General features: G+C 74.1%; 20 protein-coding genes, 1 pseudogene and 1 riboswitch. Of the genes and pseudogenes, 6 read left to right on the plus strand and 15 right to left on the minus strand.

Features of this window, described 5'->3' with window-relative positions; genetic code table 11:
- Position 1: 1 nt before the first annotated feature.
- The 9 genes from hisG to ACFC1F_RS14170 all read right to left on the minus strand — a co-directional run bounded on the left by hisG (position 2) and on the right by ACFC1F_RS14170 (position 9508).
- Complete coding sequence (gene hisG / locus ACFC1F_RS14130) at positions 2-850, minus strand: ATP phosphoribosyltransferase (protein ID WP_209410492.1); 849 nt, start codon at positions 848-850, stop codon at positions 2-4.
- Positions 851-930: 80 nt separating this feature from the next.
- Positions 931-1203: a phosphoribosyl-ATP diphosphatase gene (locus ACFC1F_RS14135; protein WP_030306151.1), complete on the minus strand. Its 273-nt coding sequence runs from the start codon at positions 1201-1203 to the stop codon at positions 931-933.
- A gap of 124 nt (positions 1204-1327) precedes the next feature.
- On the minus strand, positions 1328-1798 hold the full coding sequence (ribH, locus tag ACFC1F_RS14140; RefSeq protein ID WP_209410491.1) for a 6,7-dimethyl-8-ribityllumazine synthase: 471 nt from the start codon (positions 1796-1798) through the stop codon (positions 1328-1330).
- Positions 1799-1946: 148 nt separating this feature from the next.
- A complete protein-coding gene (locus ACFC1F_RS14145) occupies positions 1947-3203 on the minus strand; it encodes a bifunctional 3,4-dihydroxy-2-butanone-4-phosphate synthase/GTP cyclohydrolase II (protein ID WP_376158156.1) in 1257 nt (418 codons plus the stop codon).
- A complete protein-coding gene (locus ACFC1F_RS14150) occupies positions 3200-3787 on the minus strand; it encodes a nicotinamide riboside transporter PnuC (RefSeq protein WP_376158265.1) in 588 nt (195 codons plus the stop codon). Before ACFC1F_RS14150 ends, ACFC1F_RS14145 begins: the two co-directional genes overlap by 4 nt.
- Positions 3788-3843: 56 nt before the next feature.
- Positions 3844-4533 carry a riboflavin synthase gene (locus tag ACFC1F_RS14155; RefSeq protein WP_376158159.1) on the minus strand — a complete coding sequence of 230 codons (690 nt, stop codon included), beginning with the start codon at positions 4531-4533 and terminating at the stop codon, positions 3844-3846.
- A 188-nt stretch (positions 4534-4721) separates the two neighbouring features.
- Positions 4722-4849, minus strand: a riboswitch (FMN riboswitch).
- A 287-nt stretch (positions 4850-5136) separates the two neighbouring features.
- On the minus strand, positions 5137-5562 hold the full coding sequence (locus ACFC1F_RS14160) for a hypothetical protein (protein WP_376158161.1): 426 nt from the start codon (positions 5560-5562) through the stop codon (positions 5137-5139).
- A gap of 16 nt (positions 5563-5578) precedes the next feature.
- Positions 5579-5983, minus strand: a complete 405-nt coding sequence (locus tag ACFC1F_RS14165) for a hypothetical protein (RefSeq protein ID WP_376158163.1) — start codon at positions 5981-5983, stop codon at positions 5579-5581.
- A 144-nt stretch (positions 5984-6127) separates the two neighbouring features.
- The gene (locus ACFC1F_RS14170; RefSeq protein ID WP_376158166.1) at positions 6128-9508 is read right to left on the minus strand and encodes an AAA family ATPase; all 3381 of its coding nucleotides are present in this window, start codon (positions 9506-9508) and stop codon (positions 6128-6130) included.
- 239 nt (positions 9509-9747) lie between these two features.
- Between ACFC1F_RS14170 and ACFC1F_RS14175 the strand changes: the two genes are divergently transcribed.
- On the plus strand, positions 9748-9996 hold the full coding sequence (locus ACFC1F_RS14175) for an SCO4226 family nickel-binding protein (RefSeq protein WP_209410486.1): 249 nt from the start codon (positions 9748-9750) through the stop codon (positions 9994-9996).
- Between the two features lie 145 nt (positions 9997-10141).
- On the opposite strand, the gene ACFC1F_RS14180 is transcribed toward ACFC1F_RS14175, so the two are convergent.
- Together ACFC1F_RS14180 and ACFC1F_RS14185 are read right to left on the minus strand one after the other, a co-directional pair.
- Positions 10142-10456: an antibiotic biosynthesis monooxygenase family protein gene (locus ACFC1F_RS14180; protein WP_376158170.1), complete on the minus strand. Its 315-nt coding sequence runs from the start codon at positions 10454-10456 to the stop codon at positions 10142-10144.
- Positions 10457-10686: 230 nt separating this feature from the next.
- Positions 10687-11433 (minus strand): LuxR C-terminal-related transcriptional regulator, encoded by a 747-nt coding sequence (locus tag ACFC1F_RS14185; RefSeq protein ID WP_376158172.1) that lies wholly within the window; start codon positions 11431-11433, stop codon positions 10687-10689.
- 113 nt (positions 11434-11546) lie between these two features.
- Between ACFC1F_RS14185 and ACFC1F_RS14190 the strand changes: the two genes are divergently transcribed.
- On the plus strand, positions 11547-14828 hold the full coding sequence (locus ACFC1F_RS14190) for a BTAD domain-containing putative transcriptional regulator (protein ID WP_376158175.1): 3282 nt from the start codon (positions 11547-11549) through the stop codon (positions 14826-14828).
- Between the two features lie 38 nt (positions 14829-14866).
- Here the strand turns inward: ACFC1F_RS14190 and ACFC1F_RS14195 are convergent, their stop codons facing one another.
- Positions 14867-16339: an HEXXH motif-containing putative peptide modification protein gene (locus ACFC1F_RS14195; protein WP_376158178.1), complete on the minus strand. Its 1473-nt coding sequence runs from the start codon at positions 16337-16339 to the stop codon at positions 14867-14869.
- Between the two features lie 146 nt (positions 16340-16485).
- Positions 16486-16659 carry a hypothetical protein gene (locus tag ACFC1F_RS14200; RefSeq protein WP_209410481.1) on the minus strand — a complete coding sequence of 58 codons (174 nt, stop codon included), beginning with the start codon at positions 16657-16659 and terminating at the stop codon, positions 16486-16488.
- Between the two features lie 527 nt (positions 16660-17186).
- Between ACFC1F_RS14200 and ACFC1F_RS14205 the strand changes: the two genes are divergently transcribed.
- On the plus strand, positions 17187-17918 hold the full coding sequence (locus tag ACFC1F_RS14205; RefSeq protein ID WP_376158180.1) for an MSMEG_1061 family FMN-dependent PPOX-type flavoprotein: 732 nt from the start codon (positions 17187-17189) through the stop codon (positions 17916-17918).
- A 254-nt stretch (positions 17919-18172) separates the two neighbouring features.
- Here ACFC1F_RS14205 and ACFC1F_RS14210 read toward each other — a convergent pair whose 3' ends face one another.
- A complete protein-coding gene (locus ACFC1F_RS14210; protein WP_376158182.1) occupies positions 18173-18970 on the minus strand; it encodes a class I SAM-dependent methyltransferase in 798 nt (265 codons plus the stop codon).
- A gap of 56 nt (positions 18971-19026) precedes the next feature.
- Between ACFC1F_RS14210 and ACFC1F_RS14215 the strand changes: the two genes are divergently transcribed.
- Both ACFC1F_RS14215 and ACFC1F_RS14220 read left to right on the plus strand, forming a co-directional pair.
- Positions 19027-19998 (plus strand): ArsR/SmtB family transcription factor, encoded by a 972-nt coding sequence (locus tag ACFC1F_RS14215; RefSeq protein WP_376158184.1) that lies wholly within the window; start codon positions 19027-19029, stop codon positions 19996-19998.
- Between the two features lie 317 nt (positions 19999-20315).
- Complete coding sequence (locus ACFC1F_RS14220; protein ID WP_376158186.1) at positions 20316-20714, plus strand: VOC family protein; 399 nt, start codon at positions 20316-20318, stop codon at positions 20712-20714.
- Between the two features lie 168 nt (positions 20715-20882).
- Here ACFC1F_RS14220 and ACFC1F_RS14225 read toward each other — a convergent pair.
- Positions 20883-21175, minus strand: a pseudogene (locus ACFC1F_RS14225) (helix-turn-helix domain-containing protein); the annotation flags it as partial.
- Positions 21176-21356: 181 nt separating this feature from the next.
- On the opposite strand from ACFC1F_RS14225, the gene ACFC1F_RS14230 reads away from it, so the two are divergent.
- Positions 21357-21773 carry an HIT family protein gene (locus tag ACFC1F_RS14230; RefSeq protein WP_209410477.1) on the plus strand — a complete coding sequence of 139 codons (417 nt, stop codon included), beginning with the start codon at positions 21357-21359 and terminating at the stop codon, positions 21771-21773.
- Positions 21774-21869: the final 96 nt, after the last annotated feature.

Here is a 21869-nt window from a genome sequence, read left to right on the forward strand (position 1 = left end):
GTCAGAGGCGGCAGGCGTGGATGTTGGTGACCAGGATGGCGCGGGCGCCGATGCCCCACAGGTCGTCCATGATCCGCTGGGCCTCCTTGCGGAGCACCATCGAACGGACCGCCACCCAGCCCTCGGTGTGCAGCGGCGAGACGGTCGGCGACTCCAGGCCCGGGGTCAGCGCGACGGCCGCGCTGACGTTCTCGGCGCGGATGTCGTAGTCCATCAGCACGTAGCGGCGGGCGACCAGCACGCCCTGCAGGCGGCGCAGGAACTGGTCGACGGCCGGGTCCTCGCCCGCGCCCTTGGGGCGGATCACCACGGCGTCGGAGACCAGGATCGGCTCGCCGAACACCTCCAGGCCGGCGTTGCGCAGGCTGGTGCCGGTCTCCACCACGTCGGCGATCACGTCGGCGACGCCCAGCTGCACCGCGGTCTCCACCGCGCCGTCCAGCTTGGTCACGGTGGCCTTCACCCCGTGGTCGGCGAGGTGCTGCTCGACCAGGCCGGTGTAGGAGGTGGCGATCCGCAGACCCTCCAGGCCCTGCACGTCCTTGACGTCCACGCCCTCCGGGCGGGCGAAACGGAAGGTGGAGCCGCCGAAGCCGAGCGCCAGCACCTCCTCCGCGTTGGAGTGCGAGTCCAGCAGCAGGTCGCGGCCGGTGATGCCGACGTCCAGGCGGCCGGAGCCGACGTACACCGCGATGTCGCGCGGACGCAGGAAGAAGAACTCGACCTGGTTGTCCGGGTCGACGAGGACGAGCTCCTTGGGGTCCTTGCGCTGGCGGTAACCGGCCTCATGGAGCATCTCCGCCGCGGGACCCGAGAGCGAACCCTTGTTGGGGAGGGCGATGCGCAGCATGGAGGTCGGTTCCTTACCTGTTTTGGTGGGGTGGTGCGGGTTCTCTGGACCGGTGACTGGAGGTACGTGCAGACGTCTGACTAGAGGTACTTGTAGACGTCGTCGAGCGTCAGCCCGCGGGCGACCATCATCACCTGAAGGTGGTAGAGGAGCTGGGAGATCTCCTCCGCGGTCTGCTCGTCCGACTGGAACTCGGCGGCCATCCAGACCTCGGCGGCCTCCTCGACGACCTTCTTGCCGATCGCATGGACGCCCTGCTGGACGAGCTGCGCGGTACGGGAGGACGAGGGGTCGCCGGTGGCGGCCTTCTGCTGGAGCTCGGTGAAGAGCTCCTCGAATGTCTTCGAAGCCATGATGGACTCACCTTACGGCGTGCGGGCTTACGGGCGGTAAACGATCCCGGACCGTGGACAGTCCGGTGGACGTCCACGGTCCGGGAGCCGCACGCGGGTTCGGCGGCGGAGCGTACGGGCCGGGTCAGAGGGCGCGCAGGGCGGCGGCGGTGGCCACCGCCGCGGTGACGGCCTCGTGCCCCTTGTCCTCCGCCGAGCCCGGCAGGCCCGCACGGTCCAGCGCCTGCTGCTCGTTGTCGCAGGTCAGGACGCCGAAGCCGACCGGCACCCCGGTGTCCACGCTGACCTGGGTGAGGCCGGCGGTGGCGGCCTGGCAGACGTAGTCGAAGTGCGGGGTGCCACCGCGGATGACCACGCCGAGGGCGACCACGGCGTCGTAGCCGCGGTCGGCGAGCCGCTTGGCGGCGACCGGCAGCTCGAAGGTGCCGGGGACGCGCAGCACCGTCGGCTCGGCGATGCCGAGCTCCTTGAGCGCGCGGTGCGCGCCGTCCAGGAGGCCGTTCATCACCTGGTCGTGCCACTGGGCGGCGATCACGGCGACCTTGAGGTCGGCGGCGTTGTCGATGGTCAGCTCGGGGGCGCCGTGGCCGCTCATGTGCTGGTCCTCTTTCGGTGTCTGCGGATCCGCGGGAATCCGCGGGGGTCTGCCGGGTCGGTCGGGAGGTCGTGCTGGTCGTGCGGGTGGTGCTGGTCGTGCGGGTGGTGCTGGTCGTGCTGGTGGTGCGGTTGGTACGGGATCCGGTTCAGGAGCCGAGGCCGGGCAGGTCGTGGCCCATCCGGTCGCGCTTGGTGCGCAGGTAGCGCAGGTTGTGCTCGCCCGCCGGGGTCTCGACCGGCTCGCGGCCCTTGACCTTGAGGCCGTGCTCGGTAAGCGCGGCCAGCTTCTCCGGGTTGTTGGTGAGCAGGGTGAGCGAGCGCACCCCGAGGTCGCAGAGCATCTGCGCGCCGATGCTGTAGTCGCGGGCGTCGGCGGGCAGGCCGAGGTCCAGGTTGGCGTCGACGGTGTCGCGGCCCTGCTCCTGGAGCTCGTAGGCGCGCAGCTTGTGGGCCAGGCCGATGCCCCGGCCCTCGTGGCCGCGCAGGTAGAGGACGACGCCGCGGCCCGCCGCGGCGACCTTCTGGAGCGACGCCTGGAGCTGCGGGCCGCAGTCGCAGCGCAGCGAGCCGAACACGTCGCCGGTCAGGCACTCGGAGTGGACGCGCACCAGCACGTCCTCGCCGTCCGGCAGCCGGCCTTCGGCGTCCAGGCCGCCCGCGACGAGCGCGAGGTGCTCGACGCCGTCGATCGTGCCCTGGTAGCCGACCGCAGTGAACTCCCCGTACGCGGTGGGCAGCGCGGTGACGGCGGCCCGGTCCACGTGAAGCTCGGTGCGGCGGCGGTAGGCGATCAGGTCCTCGATCGAGATGATCGCCAGGCCGTGCTCACGGGCGAAGGCGACCAGCTCGGGCAGCCGGGCCATGGTGCCGTCGTCGTTGACCACCTCGGCGATCGCGCCGGCCGGCGGCAGCCCGGCCAGGCGGGCCAGGTCGACGGCGGCCTCGGTGTGGCCGGGGCGGACCAGCACGCCGCCCTCGACGGCCCGCAGCGGGAAGACGTGCCCGGGGCGGGTGAGGTCGGCCGGCTCGGTGCCGGGAGAGGAGAGCAGCCTGACGGTGCGGGCGCGGTCGGCGGCCGAGATTCCGGTGTCCACCCCTTCGCGGGCGTCGACTGAGACGGCGTAGGCGGTGCCCTTGCGGTCCTCGTTGACCTGGGTCATCGGGGGCAGCTTGAGCCGGTCCAGCTCGTCGCCGGTCATCGGCGCGCAGATCACGCCGGAGCTGTAGCGGATGGTGAACGCCATCAGTTCGGGGGTGGCCGCGGAGGCGGCGAAGACGATGTCGCCCTCGTTCTCGCGGTCCTCGTCGTCGACCACGATCACGGCGCGGCCGAGCGCGATGTCGGCGACCGCCCGCTCGACGGGGTCGAGCACGAGGTCGTCGGTGCCGGGGTCGGTGCTCATGCGGAGGCTCCCTGAAGGACGGTGGCGGAGGTGGGGCGGGGCGCACGGGTGCTCAGCCACCAGGAACGCAGGCCGAGCAGCACCAGGACGAAGTAGATCGAGTAGGTCAGGCCGGAGAACGAGTAGCCGCTGTTGAAGGCCAGCGGGACGCCGACGACGTCGACGGCGATCCAGGCGAACCAGAACTCCACCCAGCCGCGGGCCTGGGCGACCATCGCCGCCAGCGTGCCCACGAAGATGTAGGCGTCCGACCAGGGGCTCCAGGAGAGGCTGGGGTTGGCCAGGAAGAGCCAGGCCAGTGCCCCCGTGCCGACGGCGGTGCTGGCCACCAGCGCGGCTCGCTCCGGCCAGGTCGCGAACCGGACGGCGATCTCACCGGTGCCGCGGCGGCCGCGCTGCCACTGCGTCCAGCCCCAGGCGGCCGTGGCGACGACGATCAGCTGCTTGCCGATCAGGCCGGGCACGTGGCCGTTCAGGTAGGCCGTGATCAGCACGACGCCGGAGAGCAGCTGGACCGGCCAGCTCCACACCGAGCGGCGCCAGCCCAGCGCGAGGGCGGACAGTCCGAGCAGGTTGCCGAACATGTCGGCCCACTTCACGTGCTCACCGAAGACGGTGAACGCTTCTCCGCTCAGCCAGTTCACTTGGACTCTCCGGTCGTCTCTGCCGCGGTGATCGGGGGGAGGGTGATCGGGGGGAGGGTGCGGGCTTCGAGCAGGCGCTCCACGTACTTGGCGAGGACGTCGACCTCCAGGTTGACGCTCTCACCGACGGCCTTGGCACCGAGCGTGGTCAGCGCGAGGGTGGCGGGGATGAGGCTCACGGTGAAGCTGTCCCGGGCCGCCTCCACCACGGTCAGGCTGACGCCGTCCACGGTGATCGAGCCCTTCTCCACCAGGTAGCGGGAGATGGTGCCGGGCAGCGAGAAGCGCAGCACCTCCCAGCGGAGGTTGCCGTCCGCGTCGAGCTCGCCGGGCTCGCGGCCCAACAGGGAGCCGGTCGCGTCGACATGCCCCTGCACGAGGTGTCCGCCCAGTCGGGCACCGAGCGCCATCGCCCGCTCCAGGTTGACCCGGGACCCGGGCTTCAACTCGCCCAGGCTGGAACGGTGCAGCGTCTCGGCCATCACGTCGGCACTGAACTCGCCCGTCTCGGCGGCCAGTTGCTCGGGGGTGTCGACAACGGTCAGGCAGACGCCGTTGACCGCGATGGAGTCGCCGTGATGCGCGCCCTGACAGACCACCGGGCCGCGCAGGCGGATTCGCGAGGAGTCGCCGATCTCCTCGATCGACACGACCTCGCCGAGCTCTTCGATGATGCCGGTGAACACCCGGGTTCTCCTCGCGCTTGGGGCGCGGACTCCGGGGCGGCATGGGAGGGGACACGGACGGGCACGGGTGCACGGACCCCGGGGCACGACCCGTCGCCGGGGTGCCGCAGAACCGCCGGGAGAGAGCTCTCCCGTCGTACACCTACCCGAGGCCCACCAGGGGACCACGGGCACTGCTCTTCATCCGTCGCGCACGCCTCCCATCCGGACTTTAACCGTCGGTCCAGGAATTTCACCTGGTCAACCGGCCGCTGGCTGCGGACGGGTCGCGGACTGTAACCGCCGGTTCGGATTTTCACCGACCCCGGAGTGCGCTGAACGTCACTGCTACTACTGACGTCATTGTGCCATGATCCCCGCGAAGCGAGGGAGAGGCCTCCGCTGTGTCCTGTTTCACGTGCGGGGCGGGAATGCGCCGGGGTGCGCGGATCACGTGATCCGGCCTCCCGGCGCGGGGCTTCACGGGCCGGCGGGCGCACTCCACGGGTGTCGCCGCTCCCTGGAGGGCACGCTCGATGGGTGCCACGGTCGATGGGTGTCACGCTCCATGGATGCCAGGGTCCATGGATGCCACGGTCGATGGGTACCAACGCTCCACCGGCGTCAACGCTCCAGCAGTGTCACCTCCGCCCGGTGGCGGCGCTGCTGTTCGGCGTCCCAGTCCCCGGTGCAGTAGACGGAGAGCCGGCCGATCGCGCCGTCCCGGACGTCGGCGCGCAGCAACTCGCGGCAGTACCAGCGCTCGCCGTCCTGCTCCCAGCTCTCCTCGACCTCCAGCACGAACCCGGCGGCGGTCCGGTCGAGACGATGGCGCGGGACGGTGCCGGGCACCGGATGGCCGCCCTTGCGCAGGGCGACCAGGCCGTCCACGCCGCGCGACTGGAGCCGCCAGCACGGGAGGGTGAGGTCGCAGAACACCTCGGGGTGGAAGAGGCCCGCGGGCGGGGTGCCGGTCTCCAGGAAGGTGATCAGGAGGGCGGAAAGGCGGTCGCTGACGGCGGGTGCGGGCGCCGTCGTCGTGATGGTCATGGTGCTGCCCTCCCGGTCAGGCGCCGACGGGGGCGCTGCCGGCCTCGGCCGCCTTGACGGCTTCCAGGTTGTGGCCCACCACGGCCATCGTGCGCTCCAACGCCTCGGTCGGGCTGAACTCGATCAGCTCCGTCCCGGCGAAGATCAGCGGCAGGTGGCCGGGCGCACCGTAGTAGGCGTCGCCGGCCTGGTAGACCTCGTCGTGGTCGGCGTAGCGGAAGACCACCTTCCCGGCCACCACGACGCCCCAGTGCGGGCTCTGGCAGCGGTCCTGCGGGAGTCCGGCGAAGAGCGGGCCCGGGTCCATGTCGGCTTTGTGGGTCTCGAACCCCACGGTGTATCCGCCGAGTTCGGCGTAGCGGCCCTCGATGACCGGCTCGTCCAGTTCGAGCGCGGCCTCGGCCTTGGAGATGCGGGGCATGACGTCCTCCTCGGGTGCGTTCCCGGCTGTCTGCCGTGTCCGGTGAGAAGGGCGTGAGGAACGGCCGCACGATGTGAGGCCTGCCGGGGCACGGACCCGCGGGGCGCGGCGGCGCGGGCGCGGCGGGGGACGGTCAGCGGATCGCTAGGGCCGCCTGTCGTCGAGCTTCCAGTGGACGGGCTGCTCCGGCTCGTACACGCAGAGTGTGCCGGTGCGCACGGCGTTGGCGAGGTGGCGGCCGAGGGCGGGGTGGGCGTGCGAGATGCGGTCGATGGCCGTGCGGATCCGGGCGGTGACGGCGGTCCGGGCCCGTTCGGCGGCCGAGCCCGTCCGGCGCACCCGCCCGCCCAGGCCGTAGGCGGCGGAGAGCTGGCCGACCAGCGCGTCCCGCTCGACGGCGATCCGGGCGGAGCGCTCGGCGTCACCGGCGGCGTCGGCCTCGGTGGACTCCTCGTCCAGCTCGACCAGCCGCCGGCGGTAGGCGGCGCGGGCGGTGGCGTCGATCAACTCGCCTGTGTCGGACGGTTGGTGGAGCCCTTCCGGATCGGACGGCCGCGCCACGCCGCCGGCCGGGGCCGAGGTCGCCAGGTCGAGGGCGGGGACGGGCCTGCCCGGCCGGGCCAGCAGCGCGGCCAGGTCGCGCAGGCCCTTGCTGTCGGGGAGCCGGACCTCCTCCCCCGCATATCTGAGCCGCCAGAACTCTCCCTGGAAGATGAACAGTTGACCGTCCTCCGCGGGCCGCCCGGTACCGTCGGCCTCCTGGGCGATCCGGTCGGCCAGTCCGGGTGCGCCGAGCGCCCGGGCGGTGGTGAGCGCCCGGGCGAAGTGCTCGCGGGCGGCGGCGGACTCGCCGAGAACGGTGGCGAGCAGACCGAGGTGGCGGTGCACCGGGCCGCGGACGGCGGCCGCGATCCCCTCGACCGCGAGCAGCTCGCGGTAGGGGTACAGGGAGTCGTAGAGCCCGCGGGCGAGGAGTCTCAGTTCCGCGTCGGCGGCCGTCACACCGACGAGTGCGAGCGCCTCCGCGACCTGGGCCATCATCGGCAGCCACTCGCTGTCCACCGGTGCGGACGCCAACAGTGGTGCCACGGAGGCGAGTCGACGTCTCGCGTCGGTGCGGTCGCCGAGCTGGGCGGCGATCAGCGCCCGGGTGACCCGGGGCCAGACGCCCGGCAGGCTGTCCAGCGGGGGCGGTCCGGCGAGCAGCCGGTTCAGTTCGTCGGTCTCGCCCGACTCCGCGCAGAGGCACCAGCGTTGGGTGGCGGCGAGGAGGGCGGCATTGGCGCTGCCGGCCCGCTCGCCGAGCTCCGCCACCTCCGCGAGGGCGGCGCGACAGTCCGCGTGCCGGCCCTCCAACAGGGCCCGCATGCCCCGCCAGAGCGGCACGTACCAGGCGTAGAGCGGTCGGTGCAGCGCCCGGGCACCCGCCTCGTACGCCTGGATCTCGGCGTACGCCTCGGCCGACTCGCCGCGCTCCAGCAACGCCACCAGGCGCAGCCGCCGGCCGAGCAGTTCCAACTCCCGGTCCGGCTCCGGCAACCCCCGCGCGAGCGTCACGATCTCCCCCGCCCAGGCGCGCCGCTCGCCGCAGTACGCGGGGCCGGAGCGTGCGTCGCAGAGCGCGGACAGCGCGTACGCCAGCACGGCGTCGTCCCCGCTCCCCCGCGCCGTCCGGACCGCCTCCTCGGCCAGGGCGAGGCGGTCCGTTTCCGGTTCGACCAGCGCCCCGGCGACCGACAGCCGCGCGGTCACGGCGGCGAGGAGGGCGAGGTGCGGGGTCGGGGGTGGGGGTTGGGGTGGGGGTGGGGGTGGGGGTGAGGTCGGGCTTGGAGCCGGAGGCGAACTCGGGGTCGGAGGTGGGGCGCCGGGCCGGGTGGGCGGCGCGGCGAGGAGGCGGGTGCGGGCCTCGGCGAGCAGGTCGATCTGCGGACGGTCGAGGAGGTCCACCTCGAAGCCCGCCGGACCGGAGCCCAGGCCGAGGGCCGCACGGGCCAGGAGGTCGGGGCGGCCTGCACGGCGGGCGGGACCGGCGGCGGCGAGGAAGGCCTCCCGGCTCTGCTCCCGGTGGCCCGCGCCGAGGCGCGCGGTGCCCAGGCCGAGCAGGAGGGCGGCACGGCGGGCGTCGTCCGCGACGGCTGCCGTGCCGAGCGCCGTCAGCGCCCGTTCGTACCACTGGGCCGCGTCCTCGAACGCCAGCAGACCGGCCGCACGGTCCGCCGCCCGACCCGCGAACTCGGCGGCGGCGGCGGCCTGTTCCGGCCCGGCCAGGATGAGGTGGCGCGCCGCCTCGGCCGGCCCGGTGTCCCGGCCGCGGTCGACGAGGGCGGCCAGTACCGAGCCCGCGCGGCCGTGCAGGGCGGCGCGTTCGGCCGGGTCGAGGGCGTCGAGGACGGCCTCGCGCATCAGCTCGTGCCGGAACTCGCCCGCGCCCGGTTCGACCAGCGCCAGCAGCCCCTCCCCGGTCGCGGCGGCGAGCACCGAGCGGAGCGAGTCCAGTGGTACGGCGGCGAGTTCGGCCAGCACGTCCAGGCCGAAGCGGGTGCCGAGCACCGAGGCCGCGCCGAGCACCCGGGCGCACTCCCCCGGCAGCCCGTCCAGCCGCGCCGCGACCGCCGCGCGGACCGTGGCGGGCAGCGGCCCCGGCCGGCCGGACCCGTCGTGGCGCAGCAGTTCGGTGACGAAGAAGGCGTCACCGCCGGTCCGCTCCAGCAGCGCGCGGACGGCCGCCGGGTCGCTGCGCCCGCCGGCCGCGGCGGCGAGCAGCGCCCGGAGGTCGGGCTCGGCGAGCGGACCGACCGGCAGTGTCCGGCCCGCCCTCAGCAGCGCGGCCCGGGCGGCGGTGCGCCCGTGCCAGGCGGCGCCGTCGTCCCGGGCGGTGGCGAGCAGCAGGGCGGGTGTGGTGCGCAGGGCGGCGGCGAGTTCGGTCAGCAGGCGGAGGGTGGAGGCGTCGGCCTCGTGCACGTCGTCCAGGACGAGCAGCAGCGGGCGGCGCGCGGCGCCGGTGCGGAGCAGTTCGGCGAGGTCGCCGCCGAGCCGCTGCCGGGCCGCCGCCGGGTCGGCGGTGCGTGGCGGGTCGGCGGCACGTGGCAGGTCGGCGGTGCGCGGCAGGTGGGCGGTGCGTGGTCCGCCGCGCACCGGCGCACCCGTGGCGTCGGGCCCACCCGGGACGCCCGGGGCGGGCGCCGCGGCGGGGGCGGGTTCGCCGGCGACCAGGGCGCGCAGCCCGGGCGAGGCCGCGACCAGCCGGCCACAGGCGGTGACGGCGGCGGCGAGTTCGCGCACGGCCTGCGACCAGGGGCCGAGCGCGCCGGAGCCCGCGCGGACGCCGGCTCCGGGCGGGCACCAGAGCCAGAGCACCCGGCACCCCTCGGCCCGGCGCACGGCCTCCTCGGCCGCCCGGGTCTTGCCCGCACCGGCCGCGCCGGTGAGCACGGTCAGGCCGCCCCGCCCGGCGCGCGCCTCGGCGACCGCCGCCGCCAGCTCGGCCAGCAGGTCGGCGCGGCCGACGAAGGGAAGCACGGGCATCGGGCCGTCCTCTCACCCGGGGCCGGGACCGTGCGCCCGGTGGGTAGTCGGCCGGTCTCTGCCGGTCTCTGCCGGTCTCGGCCGGTCGCTCCTCGGCTTCTCCCGGCCCGGGCGGTTCTCATCCGAGCGTAGGACGCCGGGTGGCGCGGGTGCCCGGTGGCGGCCCGAGGTGCGACGGGCGCACGCTGGTGGTAGGCGGTCGGCACCGGTCGGCCGCGACCCCTGGAGGTGCGACAGCGATGGCCAAGTTCATGGACGTCCACCACGGTATGGCGGGCATCACCGAGGAACAGCTGCGGATGGCCCACCGGGCCGACCTCGCGATCGAGGGCGACGAGGGCGTCCACTTCGAGCAGGCGTGGGCCGACCCGGAGTCGGGCACCGTGTACTGCCTCTCCGAGGCGCCGTCCAAGGAGGCCGTGCAGCGCATCCACGAGCGCTCCGGGCACCCGGCGGACGAGATCCATCCGGTGCCGTTGATGGTCTGAACCCGGCGGACGCCTGAACCCCGGCGGACGTCTGCACCCCGGCGGACGTCCGAACCCGGTGGGCGTGCCGACCTCCGCGGGTCGCGCCCGGTGGTCGGCACGCACGGACCGGGCGCCGCCGGGGAGGCCGGACCCCGGCCGCGGGTCACGCCGGCCGCACGGCCGGGATCGGCGTGAAGTGGGTGACCTCGGGCGGGTGCGCCAGGTAGCGCAGCTCGCCCTCCGACCAGACCGGCCGGATCCGCCACATCGGCCCCGCGTACCCGCGCAGGGCCTCCTCGTCGCGCCACCGGCTCACCACCAGCACCCGGTGGCCGTCCTCGGTCACCGACCGCAACAGCTCGCCGCCCAGGCAGCCGTCCGTCCGCCCGAGCTGCGGGATCACCTGTGACGTCAGCATGGCGCAGAACTCTTCGACGTGCCCGGCCACGACCTGCCCGGCCCAGATCCTGACGATCACGGCCACCACCTCCCTGAGGCACTCCGCACCAGGCTGCGGGCCGATGGAACACCCACAATTATCCGCCGCGGCACCGTTCCGTCACCTGCCCCGTTCCGTCGGCACCGGACACCCCGGGCCGGTACCGGACGCCCCGGCGCAGGCGGCCGTGCCGCCCTGGGCCGGGTCCGGGCAGCCGGGTAGGGCAGCCGGGTACGGGCACCAGCCGTGAGCGGCGGCGCAGCCCCCGTTCACACCGGTCTGAGGCTTGGCCACGACGGGGCGCGGCGTACGGAGTGCGAGGCCGGCCGGATCGGCTTCCCACTCCGCGAGGCCTGCCCGAGCCCCGCCGTCCGTGCCGCCACGATGGCCTCTCCGCGGTTGCCCGCCCCCAGTTTGGTCAGCACGGCCGAGACGTAGTTGCGCACGGTCTTGTCCGAGAGGATCAGCTCCCTGGCGATCCGCCGGTTGTCGAAACCGCAGGCGATGAGACCGAGCACATCGTGCTCACGGGCGGTCAGGGCGGCCAGGGCGCAGCCGCTCGGTACATCGGCCGCCGAGGCGAGGAGCGACGGGAGCATGCCGCCGACGCCGGGGCTGAGCACCACCCCGCCGCCCCGGACGAGCCTTACGGCGTCGAGGATCATGGCGGGCTCCAGGTCCTTCAGCAGGAATCCCCGGGCGCCGGCCGACAGGGCCGCCAGCGCCAGCCCGTTCTCCTCGTTCCGGGCCGACCCGGTCGCCACCACGCCGACCGCGGGGAAGCGGCGCACCAGGGACCGGACCGCGGCGAGTCCCGATCCCCTCGGCCTGTCGAGGTCCAGGAGCACGACGTGCGGGCCCGTCTCCCCGATCTGCTCCAGGCACGCCTCGGCGTCCGCGGCCTCGCCCACGAGGTCGACCGTGCCGTCCGACAGCACCGCGCCGATGCCGATCCGGATGAGCGGGTTCGCCTCGACGAGGAACACCCGGACTGGCTCGGTCGGCGTGGGCGTCACTGGTTGTCCCCTTAGGCTCGGACGATGTCTTGACCTAGCATGACCGCGATGCGCTAGCGCGCGACTAGCGCAGGCAGCGGCGGGGGCCGGCTGGTGCCGTGGGGGGAGGACCGTTGGAGTTCCGGCTGCTCGGACCGGAGGAAGTGCTGTGCGGGGAGCAGGTCGTCCCGATATCGGCGGCCAAGCACCGGGCCGTGCTGAGCATGCTCCTCCTGCGGTCCGACCGGGTCGTCTCGACCGAGGACCTGATCGACGGACTGTGGGGGGCGGACCCCCCGAGGACCGCCAGGACCACGCTGCACAACTACATCCGCCGGCTGCGGGGGATCCTCGGGGACCGCGGAGCGGACATCCTGCACACCAGACCCGGCGGGTACTCGCTGCAGTTGGAGTCGCACCGGCTCGACGTCCACGTCTTCGAGGACCTGGTGAAGCGGGCCGAGGGCGCGCAGGCGGCGGGGGACCTGAACGGTGCCTCGGAGCTGCTGCGCCGGGCCCTGCGACTCTGGCGCGGCAGGGCGCTGGAGGGGACGGCCTCCCGCTATCTCGCGGAGGTGGAGGCACCGCGGCTCGACGAGGGGCGGCGTTCGGCGTTCGAGGGGTTGATGGATGTCGACCTCCGACTCGGCCGTCACGCGGCCCTGTTGGGCGAGATGCGGCGGGAGCTCGAACGCGAGCCGCTCAGGGAGCGGCTGCGGGCGCAGTACATGCTGGCGCTCTACCGCGCCAACCGACGAGCCGACGCGCTCGACGTCTACCGGGAGGGGCGCCGCGTCCTCGTCCGGGAGCTCGGTCTGGAACCGGGGCCGGAGCTCCGGGAGATGGACCGCGCGATCCTCGCCGACAGTCCGGACCTCGGGATGCCGGCGGTGGCCCCGTCACAGGACGGCGCCTCCGCGGAGGGCGCCGACCTCGCCCCGGTCCCCCGCCAGCTCCCGGCCGACGCACTGCACTTCACAGGCCGTCGTGACCACCTGCGGGCGCTGGAGGAGTGGGCCGACGACCAGGGCGGCGGCGCCCCGATGATCATCACGGCGATCGACGGGCGCGGGGGCGTGGGCAAGACCGCGCTTGCGGTGCGCTGGGGACACGCCGCCCGGGCGAGGTTTCCGGACGGTCAGCTCTACATGGATCTGCGGGGGTACTCGACCTGTCAGCCGGTCGCCCCCGTCGAGGCCCTCGCGACCTTCCTCTACGCCCTGGGCGTCCCCTGCGACCGTGTCCCGGGCGACCTCGACCGCGCCATGGGCCTCTACCGCACGCTGGTGGCCGGGAAGCGCATCCTCATCGTGCTCGACAACGCGCGGAGCGTGGCCCAGGTGCGCTCGCTGCTCCCCGGGACACCCGGCTCGTACGTCGTGGTGACCAGCCGGGACACGCTCGCGGGTCTGGTCGTCCGGGACAACGCCCGCCACCTCAGGGTGGATGCCCTTCCCCCGGCGGAGGCCGGGGAACTGCTGGAACGGCTCATGGGGGCGGCGCTCGTCGAGGCCGAACCGGAGGCCGCCGCGGAGCTGGCCCGGCTGTGCGGCCACCTGCCCCTGGCCCTGGGGGTCGCCGCCGTCAACGTGCGCGAAGCCGGTGGGGACCGCCCGGTGGCCCGCTACGTGGCACGGCTGCGGGCGGAGGACCGGCGGCTGTGCGCGCTCAGCGTCCCGGAGGACGAGGCCAGCGATCTGCAGGCGGTCTTCTCCGTGTCCTACGCGTCCCTGTCGCCCGACGAGCGGAAGCTGTTCCGGCGCCTCGGCCTCGTGCCCGGACCCACGACCACCACCGGTGGTGCGTCCGCCCTGCTCGGCCTGGCACCCGCCCGGACCTCGCAGTTGCTCAAGCGGCTGGTCGCCGCGCACCTGGTCGGCCAGACGGACTACGACGTGTTCCACCTCCACGACCTGCTCCGGCTCCACGCCGAGGAGTGCGTGGCGGCGGAGGAGAGCGCCGAGGAGCGGGCCGCCGCGCTCCGGCGGCTCTACGACTACTACCTGGCGGGTGTGCACGCGGGGGCCCGGCTGCTCTATCCGGAGAAGATGCGGGTGTTCACCCCCGAACACGCCGTCGACGAAGCGGTCGTGATGCACGGCCAGACCGCCGCCCGGGACTGGTTCCGGCAGGAGCACACCAACCTCGTCCTCGCCGTGCAGCAGGCCGCGGCGCTGGGCCTGCGCTCCGCCGCCTGGGAGCTCTGCGACGGCCTGCGGGGCTACTTCTGGCTGGTCCGCGCCGCCCCGGACTGGATCGCGGTCTCGGAGGCGGCGGACGCGGCGGCCCGGGCAGCCGGTGAGGTGCTCGGTTCCGCGGCCGCGCGGTTGAGCCTCGGCGACGCCCACCGCAGCCTCGGCAGGTACGAGAGCGCGGCCGGGCACTACGGTGCGGTGCTGGCGGACGCGGAGACCATCGGGTGGCGGGAGGGGAAGGCCCAGGCGCTCATCAACCTGGGCCTCGTCGACATCCTCACCGGTGCCCTGCGGGACGCCGTGGAGCGCTACAAGGAGGCACTGGCGGTCCTGCCGGCCGGTCCGGAGTGGACCATGCTCCGGCTGAGCGCGGAGGGCAACACGGGCCTGCTCTGCCAGGAGCTCGGCGACCTCCGGACGGCGGAGCGGCACCTCCGCGCCACCGTCGAGTTGAGCCGGCGCATCGACTCGCGCGGTGCCGAAGGGGTCTCCCGGGGCAATCTGGGCCAGGTCCTCGGCCTTCTGGGGCGTTCGGACGAGGCGCTCGACCGGCTCACGGACGCCCTGGCGATCCACCGGGAGGTCGGCAACCGGGGCAGCGAGGCGGAGACGCTGCGGGCGCTGGCCGACTGGCACCGGGACCGGAACGACCTTGCGGGGGCCCTGGACCTCGCCACGGCCGCCGTCTCCCTGGCAGACGAGATCGGCGAGAGCCGTCTGGCTGCGGCAGCCCTCCAGACGCTGGCCTCCGTCCGCACGCACCGCGGGGAGCCGGCCGAGGCCGCGCGGACCTACGACCGCGCACACGCGCTCGCCGAGCGGGCCGGGGCCAGGCACACGGAGGCGGCGATCCTGGTCGGCCGGGCCGAGCTGTCCCTGCTGGGTGGGCACCTCGCCGACGCCGGGACCCACGGCCGCTCCGCACTGGCCCGGGCACGCGCCGAGGGCTACCGGATCATCGAGGGCCAGGCGCTGACCGTCCTCGGCCGGGTAGACCTCGCGGAGGGGCGCCCGGACGAGGCGGCCGGGCTCGCCGCCGAGGCCGCTGCCGTCCTGGCGGAGACCGGCCACCGGCTCGGCCTGGCCGACGCGCAGGGAGTGCTCTCCCGTGCGCGTCGGCAGGCGTCCGGCGGCCGGGACCGGGGGGTCGGCGACGCCGAGCCTCCCGGACGATCTCCCGTGCCCGGATCCGGCGAGCGAGGTCGGAGGACCAGCGGGTGACCGGAGACCGGGGTCCGTCACCGGGTCCCGCCGAGGGCTCAGGGGCCGTCCACCCGGGACACCAGTCCCGCGGCGAGCAGCAGGTCGAGGGAGCGGCGGGTGGTCCTTCGGGCGGCGTCCTCGTCCAGCGGTCCTTGCACCGTGCGGCGGTAGCCCTCGGCGATCGAGGTCAGCGGCACCCCCTCGCACAGGGCGTAGACGGCCCAGGTGTGTGCGTCGAGCCAGTGGTAGCGGGCCCGGTCCGGCATCAGCACCACGAGCTGCCGCAGGGCGGGCAGCTCCCGGACCAGCGCGGGCTCGTTGCGGACGAAGACGCCGTCGGGGGACGGCGGTTCGCCGGCCCGGCCCGCTGCGGCGGCCGGTCCGGGCACCCGGACCAGTGAGCGCACCCGGGGCTCGCAGTGCTCGACGGCGTCGAGCAGCCAGTGGACGAAGCGGCGGCCCTCCGGGGTCACCTGCCCGTGGTCGGCGCAGAGGGCCTGCTCCGCGAGGTAGGTCAGGCGCTCCAGGACGGTGCCGTGGCTGCCGAGGGCGGCGGCCGGGCTCCCCGGCGTCGGCTCGTCGACGACCTCGTCGGCGGGCGGCGGTCCGAACCGGGCGACGAGCTCAGGAGCCGCCTCGCGGGCCACGGTCTGGAAGACCAACATGTGCGCGTAGAAGTGCAGCGCCACCAGCACCCTGATGAAGGTCCAGGAGGACTGCCTCCACGGGATGGGCACCTTGGCCGTGCCGTCCTCCACCAGCGCGCAGGAGCGCAGCACGTCGAACAGCTTCAGGTGCGCGCCCTCGTGCAGCAGCGTCTCGGCCGTCGTCCAGGGATCGCGGAGCCGGCCGGGGGACATCAGGATCGAGGACGGCAGCGGGTCACCGCCCGACAGCGACTGCAGCGGGCCGTCGGCGGACTCCCCGTCGCTGAACCCGACCAGCGACGCGTGTCGCAGCACGCTCGGACCGATCTGTGGGAGGAGTGACGTGAGCAGCTCGCCGCCCTGCCGCAGCGCATCGACCATCTCCGGGGTCGCGTCGAAGGGCTCGCTCTGGCTGCCCGGCTCGAAGCTGTTGCGGCACAGCTCACGGAGCCGTTCGGCGATGGCCTGCCGGGAGGCCGGGGCCCGGAGTCCGGTCCACACCCAGCCGACCCCGATCTCCGGCCAGGGACGGGCCCGGGTCAGCATGAGGCTCTCGCAGGGGCCGGCGCCGTCGGCAGGCAGCGGCCACGCCCCCTCCGCAAGATGACCGCCGAGGGCGCTTGCGGCGAACACCCCGTTCTCCAGGCAGGCCACGTCGTCCTCGAAGGCATTGCGCAGCACGGGGTCGGCCAGGGCGGGGAGCAGCCGGTCGTCCGACTCCAGCGAGAGCGCGTGCAGGACGTCGGCGTGCCGGGGGTCGCGGGTGCCCAGGAGCGACAGCCCGAGGCGGTACCTGGCGAGATTCCTGGCTTGGATGGCGGTGGAGTCTCCGAAGAGACCGTCCCGCGCGAGTACGTCCTCCGCCGTGCGAGGGGAGACCATGGCCACGGTGGTGCCTTTCTGTTCCGTTCCTGGGGTGCGGTGTGCGCCGTCGTCCGGAGCGGGGTACGGCGGTGGAGTGCGGTGTGCGCACCCGCAACAGGCGCTCGGCCGCCTCCACCGCCGTACAGCCGCTCAGGCGGACGGGGTCAGGCCGACGCGGTGACCAGCACGGGCCGGTCGACACTCGCGTACGTCGGCACCGCCGCGTACGCCGGGACCCAGGCGCGCTCTGCCGCCGAGTCGGTCATGACCCGCGGCGCCTCGTTCTCGTCGAGGGCGGGGAGCAGGAACTGCGGCAGCCGGATGGCCTGTGCTGACATGGTGCACTCCATTCTCCGCGGTGCTTCTTCTCCGCGGTGTTTCATGCGTCCCGGAGCGGTTCTCCGGAGTCCGTGGGGCGGGCGCCGACGGTGTCCGGCGGCCCGCAGGTGGGAAAAGCCGGGCGCAACGGGCCGCCCGGGCCCGGTTGTTCCGGACTCGAAGCATCGTCAGGCGCGACGTGTCCTGGTCACCAGAGGTGACTGTCCCGACGGTGTCCCGGGACAGTGGTGGTGGAGGAGGAGGACGTCGACGGGCTTGTCCGGCGCGCACCCTGGCTCTCGGCCGCATGTTCGTGAGGACGGCCAGTCCGCGTTCAAGCGCCGGGTTTCCGGCCGGATGGCCGGGAGCCTGTCCCGGACCGGGAGGCGGCGGTCACCGGCGCGATCCCCGCCCGGAGCTTCGCGGGCCGCTGGGCGGGCGGCTGGGCGGGCCGCTGGGCGGGCGGCTGAGCGAGCCGCTGGGCGGGCGGCTGAGCGAGCCGCTGAGCGGGCCTTCCGCGATGCGTCGGGAGCGCTAGATTTCCGGTATGACCACCACACCGGAGACTGTCATTCCGTCAACCGCCGGGCCGGGCCCGCAGGGCGCTCGAACCCCGGAGGGCGCGCACGGCGCCCCGGGGAGCCTGTTCGCGGCGCTCAGTACGGGCGCCGTGAAGGACGCGGCGGACCTGCGGGAGATCTACGAGCAGCCGGGCGACCACGCGCGGCGCAAGCAGGTCGACCGGATCCACGAGGTGGCGCGGCAGCTGATCGCCTGCTCGTCGCTGGTCTTCGTGGCCAGCGCGGATGCGGCCGGGCGGTGCGACGTGTCACCGCGCGGCGGGCCGGCCGGGCTGGTCTCGGTGCTGGACGATCACACGCTGGCGATTCCGGACGCCACCGGCAACAAGCGGCTGGACACCCTGCACAACATCGTCGAGACCGGGCAGGTCGGGCTGCTCTTCGTGGTGCCCGGCCGGGACACCACGCTACGGGTCAACGGACGGGCCTGCGTCTCCACCGACCCGCGGCTGCTGGAGCAGCTGACGGCGGTCGGCAAGCCGCCGCGCAGCGCGATCGTGGTGGCGGTCGAGGAGGTGTACGGGCACTGCCCGAAGGCGTTCCTGCGCGGCTCGGCCTGGAAGCCGGAGAACTGGCTCGCCAAGGACGCGCAGCCCACCTCGGCCGCCGTCACCCTCTCCCACCTGCGGGACCCGTCGCTCACCATCGAGATGATCGAGCAGAACGAGCGGGAGGCGCTGCTCTACCGCTACGAGTAACCGCGGGGCGGGCGGACGGGCGGGCGGTCCCCGGTGCTCCGCCGGGGACCGGCCTCGGTGCGTCCGCGCACGGCGGACGCCGGGTGTTGGGCGTCGGGCGTTGGGCACCGGGTGTTGGGCGTCCGCCGTCGGGCACCGGATCGGCCGGACGCTCGGGATCGTCCAGGGCGGGCCGCCGGTCGGGGTGCCGGCGTCCCCGCCTACGCGGGAGTCCTCGCCTCGGTGGCCGGGTGGCGTGCCGTCACGCCGTGCCGTCACGCCGTTCCGGACTCGCCGTCCCCCGCGATGAGCAGGCGGTAGCCGTAGTCCACGGACTCCTGGTCCAGCAGGTCCGCGTGGCGTCGCCGCCAGGCCCCCGAGGCCAGGTCCGCGCGCAGTCGCGCGATCGCCGGTTCGAGCACGGACGGCGGCAGCTGGGCGAACGTCGAGCTCGCCTGCCGGATGACGGGGTCGAGGTAGGACTCCGGGCGCCGCCAGTACGCGATCTGGAAGCCGTCGGTGAAGTCGTGCGGGACGGCGAAGGGCACCACGGTGTGCGCGCCCAGCGCCTCCACCACGGTGGACAGGGGCGTGAAGCGGGCGTGTTCGAGCTGCCGGATCTCGGGCAGGTACTCCTCGACCAGCCACAGCCCGGGCAGGTGCCCGGGATCCCAGGTGAAGACGACCTGCCGACGCGAGACGCGCCGGAGTTCGCCGAGACCACGGTGGAGGTCGGGCCAGTGGTGCACCGTCATCACCGCCATGGCGGCATCGAACGCGCCGTCCTCGAAGGGCAGTTCCTCCGCGCCGGCCAGGACCTTCCGTCGGCCGGGGTGCTGCTCCAGCATCACCCGCGAAGGGTCCACCGCGGTCACCTCCGCGCCGGCCGGCTCGTAGGACCCGGTACCCGCACCGACGTTGACGACCGTGCGCGCTCCGGCCAGGGCCTGGTGGATCAGCGCCGCCAGGCGAGGGTCGGGCCGCCGGACGTGCCGGTAGCCGATGCCGATGCGGTCGTACGTCGCCGTCTCCGTCGCCGTCGCCGGGGTCCCCCCGGGAGCAGAAGCAGTCATGCGCCGGATTCCACCAGGCCGTTCACTGGCGGGGCGAGAGATTTAGCATGGGCCGAATGTTGCTGCTCCGGCTCGATGTGGACGCCCTGGCCTCGGTCCGGTTCGCATGCTCACCCCTCCAGGAGACCGTCCAGAGCCTGCGGGCCTGGCGCAGTCCCACCCGCTACGCCCTGCACCAACCGTTCCTACGGCAATCCGCCCCGCTGCTCCGTCACCTCGACTGGCCGCTGTTGCAGGCACTCGTCGGCCCGACCCGGCTGGTCGCCGACTTCCTCACGCCGCACCCGCCGACGCCGAGCACGGACATCGACGACGAGTTCGCCGTCCTGCGCTCGACACCGGCCCGGCGCGTGACGCAGGAACTGCTCCGGGCCGCCGACGGCCGCCCCCTGCACCCGCTCCTGCAGGAGGCCCGCACCGACCCGCTCGGCCTGCTGGGGCGTGTCGCCGACGCCCTGCACACCTACTGGCTCCTGGTGATCGCGCCGCACTGGCCGCGCATGCACGCCGTGCTGCGCGCCGACGTCCTGTACCGCGCCCGCCGCCTCGCCGACGGCGGAGCGGCCTCCCTGTTCGCCGACATCGACCCGGGCCTGGCTTGGCGGCCCGGTTCCGGGACCCTGGCCGTCGACGCCTTCCCCGCCGAACACCACGACCTGCCCGCCGACGGACACGGCGTGACGTTCACGCCCTCCCTGTTCTGCGACCACGCCGTCACCGTCGTCGACCTCGCTCTGCCGCCCCGGATCTGGTACCCGGCCCGCGGCCTCGCCACGGTCTGGCACGCCGGCTCGACCGCCCCGCCGAGGGCCCTGGCCGACCTCCTCGGCCGCACCCGCGCCCGCATCCTCGACCTGCTCGCGGAACCGGCGAGTACCACCGGGCTGGCCCACCGGCTGGGCGTCAGCCCCGGCACGGTGAGCCAGCACCTCGGCGTCCTGCACCGCGCCGGGCTGGTCACCCGGGCCCGGCACGGGCACCTCGTCCTGTACCTGCGCAGCCCGCTCGGCGACCAACTGCTGACGTGAGGCCGACGGTGACGCACGGATGCCCCACCGCCCGGGCAGCCGGCCGGCGCCCGGATCCCGTGGCGGGCCGGGCGGTACCGGGGAGGCCGGTACCGGGGAGGCCGGATCACGGACAGGTCGGTCCCGGGTGGTCCGCCCTCCCCGGACCGGCCTGCCCGCGTCCGCACCCGTCGGCCCGCCGCACGCGACCGGCGGTGGGCAGTGCTCTGGCCGCATGGGTTCGCCCGGTCCTGTCGCGGCATCCGTGATCAATTTCCTGTCGGTGCCGGGCGGTAGCGTCTGTCCGCGAGTGATCGACCGAGGAGAGGGGCTGCGGGATGAGCGAGCTGGACGGAGTGCACTTGGTGGTCTACCCGGCAAGGGATCTGGGGGCGGGTATCGAAGCCTGGACCGCCGTGCTGGGCCGGGGGCCGGTGTTCCAGAACGCCGATTACGCCACCTTCGCCGATGGCGGGGTCGAGATCGGATTGTCGCGGCTGCCGTGGGTCGACCACCCGCTGGTGTTCTTCAAGGTCGACGACGTCGAGAAGGCCCACGGAGCGCTGGTTGCGTCCGGTGCGACGGCTTTGGTGCAGGACGCCGAGGGCGTGCTGCACTCCGGCGAGGGGACTCCGGCGTCCGGGATCGTCGACGTTCCCGGACGCCGGTTGGCGGTGCTTAAAGCAGCAGACGGGAACCTGGTCGGGATCGCCCAGGATGTTCCCGTGTCCTGGTGAACGCGACGCTGGGGCGGGTCAGGCTGCGACGTCAAGCGGCCGTCCGCCCCAGCGGATGCCTCCCTCGCGGCGGATGCGGGAGCGTTCGCGACGTTGGGCGGCCAGGACGTCGGGGTGGCGGGCGTTGGCGTTGCGCCGGCGCAGGTAGGCGTGCAGGACGGAGGTCTGAACGGAGTCCTCGTCATCGGGACCGAGCAGGCGGGGACGGCCCGCCCGCCCACCCACCGAGGGTCCAGACAGGCCGGGCCGAGCTCGTTGAACCGGTGGAGCACGTCGCGCACGGTGTCCTCGTCGGCCTGCACCAACTTCGCGATCACCGGGACCAGGTTCCCGCCGGCCGAGGCCGGCAGCGTCATCGCCCACCGGTACCGCACCGACCTGGTGCTGCCCCGCCGCACGATCTGCTGCAGCTTCTGCCCCTCCTGGTCGGTCGACCTGCGCACACGGACAGGCTCAGCCACCACACCCCAGCAGTCGGATCGGACGTCACCGCACATCCAACGGCTACAGCCCCTCAATCCGGCGAACCCATGTGGTCAGAGCAGTAGCCAGCGGCCGGCGATGAGCGGCCGGACGGGTGAAGCCGGGCCGGGGAGGGTTGGTGGGCGTGCCGGAGCGGCGGACGGTCGCTTGAATGGACGGATGGACTGCGTCTTCTGTGCGGTGGTGGCGGGCGAGGAACCCGCGCACCGGGTGCTGGACGACGAGGTGGCGGTGGCGTTCCTGGACCGGCGGCCGCTCTTCCCCGGCCACGTCCTGGTCGTGCCCCGCGCCCACCACCGCACGCTGGCGGACCTGCCGACGGCGGAGGTGGGGCCGTTCTTCCTCCGGGTGCAGCGGGTCGCGGCCGCAGTGGAGCGCGGGCTCGGTGCGGCGGGCAGCTTCGTCGCGGCGAACAACCGGATCAGCCAGTCGGTGCCGCACCTGCACGTCCACGTGGTGCCGCGCAATCCGAAGGACGGGCTGCGCGGCTTCTTCTGGCCGCGCGGGAAGTACCCGGACGAGGCGGGCGCAGCCGAGGTCGCCGAGCGGCTGCGGGCGGCCCTCACCCCGCCCTGAGGGCCACCTGAGCCCGAGGCGGCCCGGGCCGGCCTCGGGCTCAGACGCTCGGGCTCAGGCCGGCTCAGGGCTCAGGCCGGCCCTGGGCGCAGGCCG

The organism is Kitasatospora sp. NPDC056181 (genome assembly GCF_042266225.1).
In the GTDB taxonomy this organism is placed as follows: domain Bacteria; phylum Actinomycetota; class Actinomycetes; order Streptomycetales; family Streptomycetaceae; genus Kitasatospora.

Coding starts and splice junctions, on each gene's coding strand:
- hisG (WP_209410492.1), bottom strand. CDS start 850: ATGCTGCGCATCGCCCTCCCCAACAAGGGTTCGCTCTCGGGTCCCGCG.
- ACFC1F_RS14135 (WP_030306151.1), bottom strand. CDS start 1,203: ATGGCTTCGAAGACATTCGAGGAGCTCTTCACCGAGCTCCAGCAGAAG.
- ribH (WP_209410491.1), bottom strand. CDS start 1,798: ATGAGCGGCCACGGCGCCCCCGAGCTGACCATCGACAACGCCGCCGAC.
- ACFC1F_RS14145 (WP_376158156.1), bottom strand. CDS start 3,203: ATGAGCACCGACCCCGGCACCGACGACCTCGTGCTCGACCCCGTCGAG.
- ACFC1F_RS14150 (WP_376158265.1), bottom strand. CDS start 3,787: ATGTTCGGCAACCTGCTCGGACTGTCCGCCCTCGCGCTGGGCTGGCGC.
- ACFC1F_RS14160 (WP_376158161.1), bottom strand. CDS start 5,562: ATGACCATCACGACGACGGCGCCCGCACCCGCCGTCAGCGACCGCCTT.
- ACFC1F_RS14165 (WP_376158163.1), bottom strand. CDS start 5,983: ATGCCCCGCATCTCCAAGGCCGAGGCCGCGCTCGAACTGGACGAGCCG.
- ACFC1F_RS14170 (WP_376158166.1), bottom strand. CDS start 9,508: ATGCCCGTGCTTCCCTTCGTCGGCCGCGCCGACCTGCTGGCCGAGCTG.
- ACFC1F_RS14175 (WP_209410486.1), top strand. CDS start 9,748: ATGGCCAAGTTCATGGACGTCCACCACGGTATGGCGGGCATCACCGAG.
- ACFC1F_RS14195 (WP_376158178.1), bottom strand. CDS start 16,339: ATGGTCTCCCCTCGCACGGCGGAGGACGTACTCGCGCGGGACGGTCTC.
- ACFC1F_RS14200 (WP_209410481.1), bottom strand. CDS start 16,659: ATGTCAGCACAGGCCATCCGGCTGCCGCAGTTCCTGCTCCCCGCCCTC.
- ACFC1F_RS14205 (WP_376158180.1), top strand. CDS start 17,187: ATGACCACCACACCGGAGACTGTCATTCCGTCAACCGCCGGGCCGGGC.
- ACFC1F_RS14210 (WP_376158182.1), bottom strand. CDS start 18,970: ATGACTGCTTCTGCTCCCGGGGGGACCCCGGCGACGGCGACGGAGACG.
- ACFC1F_RS14215 (WP_376158184.1), top strand. CDS start 19,027: ATGTTGCTGCTCCGGCTCGATGTGGACGCCCTGGCCTCGGTCCGGTTC.
- ACFC1F_RS14220 (WP_376158186.1), top strand. CDS start 20,316: ATGAGCGAGCTGGACGGAGTGCACTTGGTGGTCTACCCGGCAAGGGAT.
- ACFC1F_RS14230 (WP_209410477.1), top strand. CDS start 21,357: ATGGACTGCGTCTTCTGTGCGGTGGTGGCGGGCGAGGAACCCGCGCAC.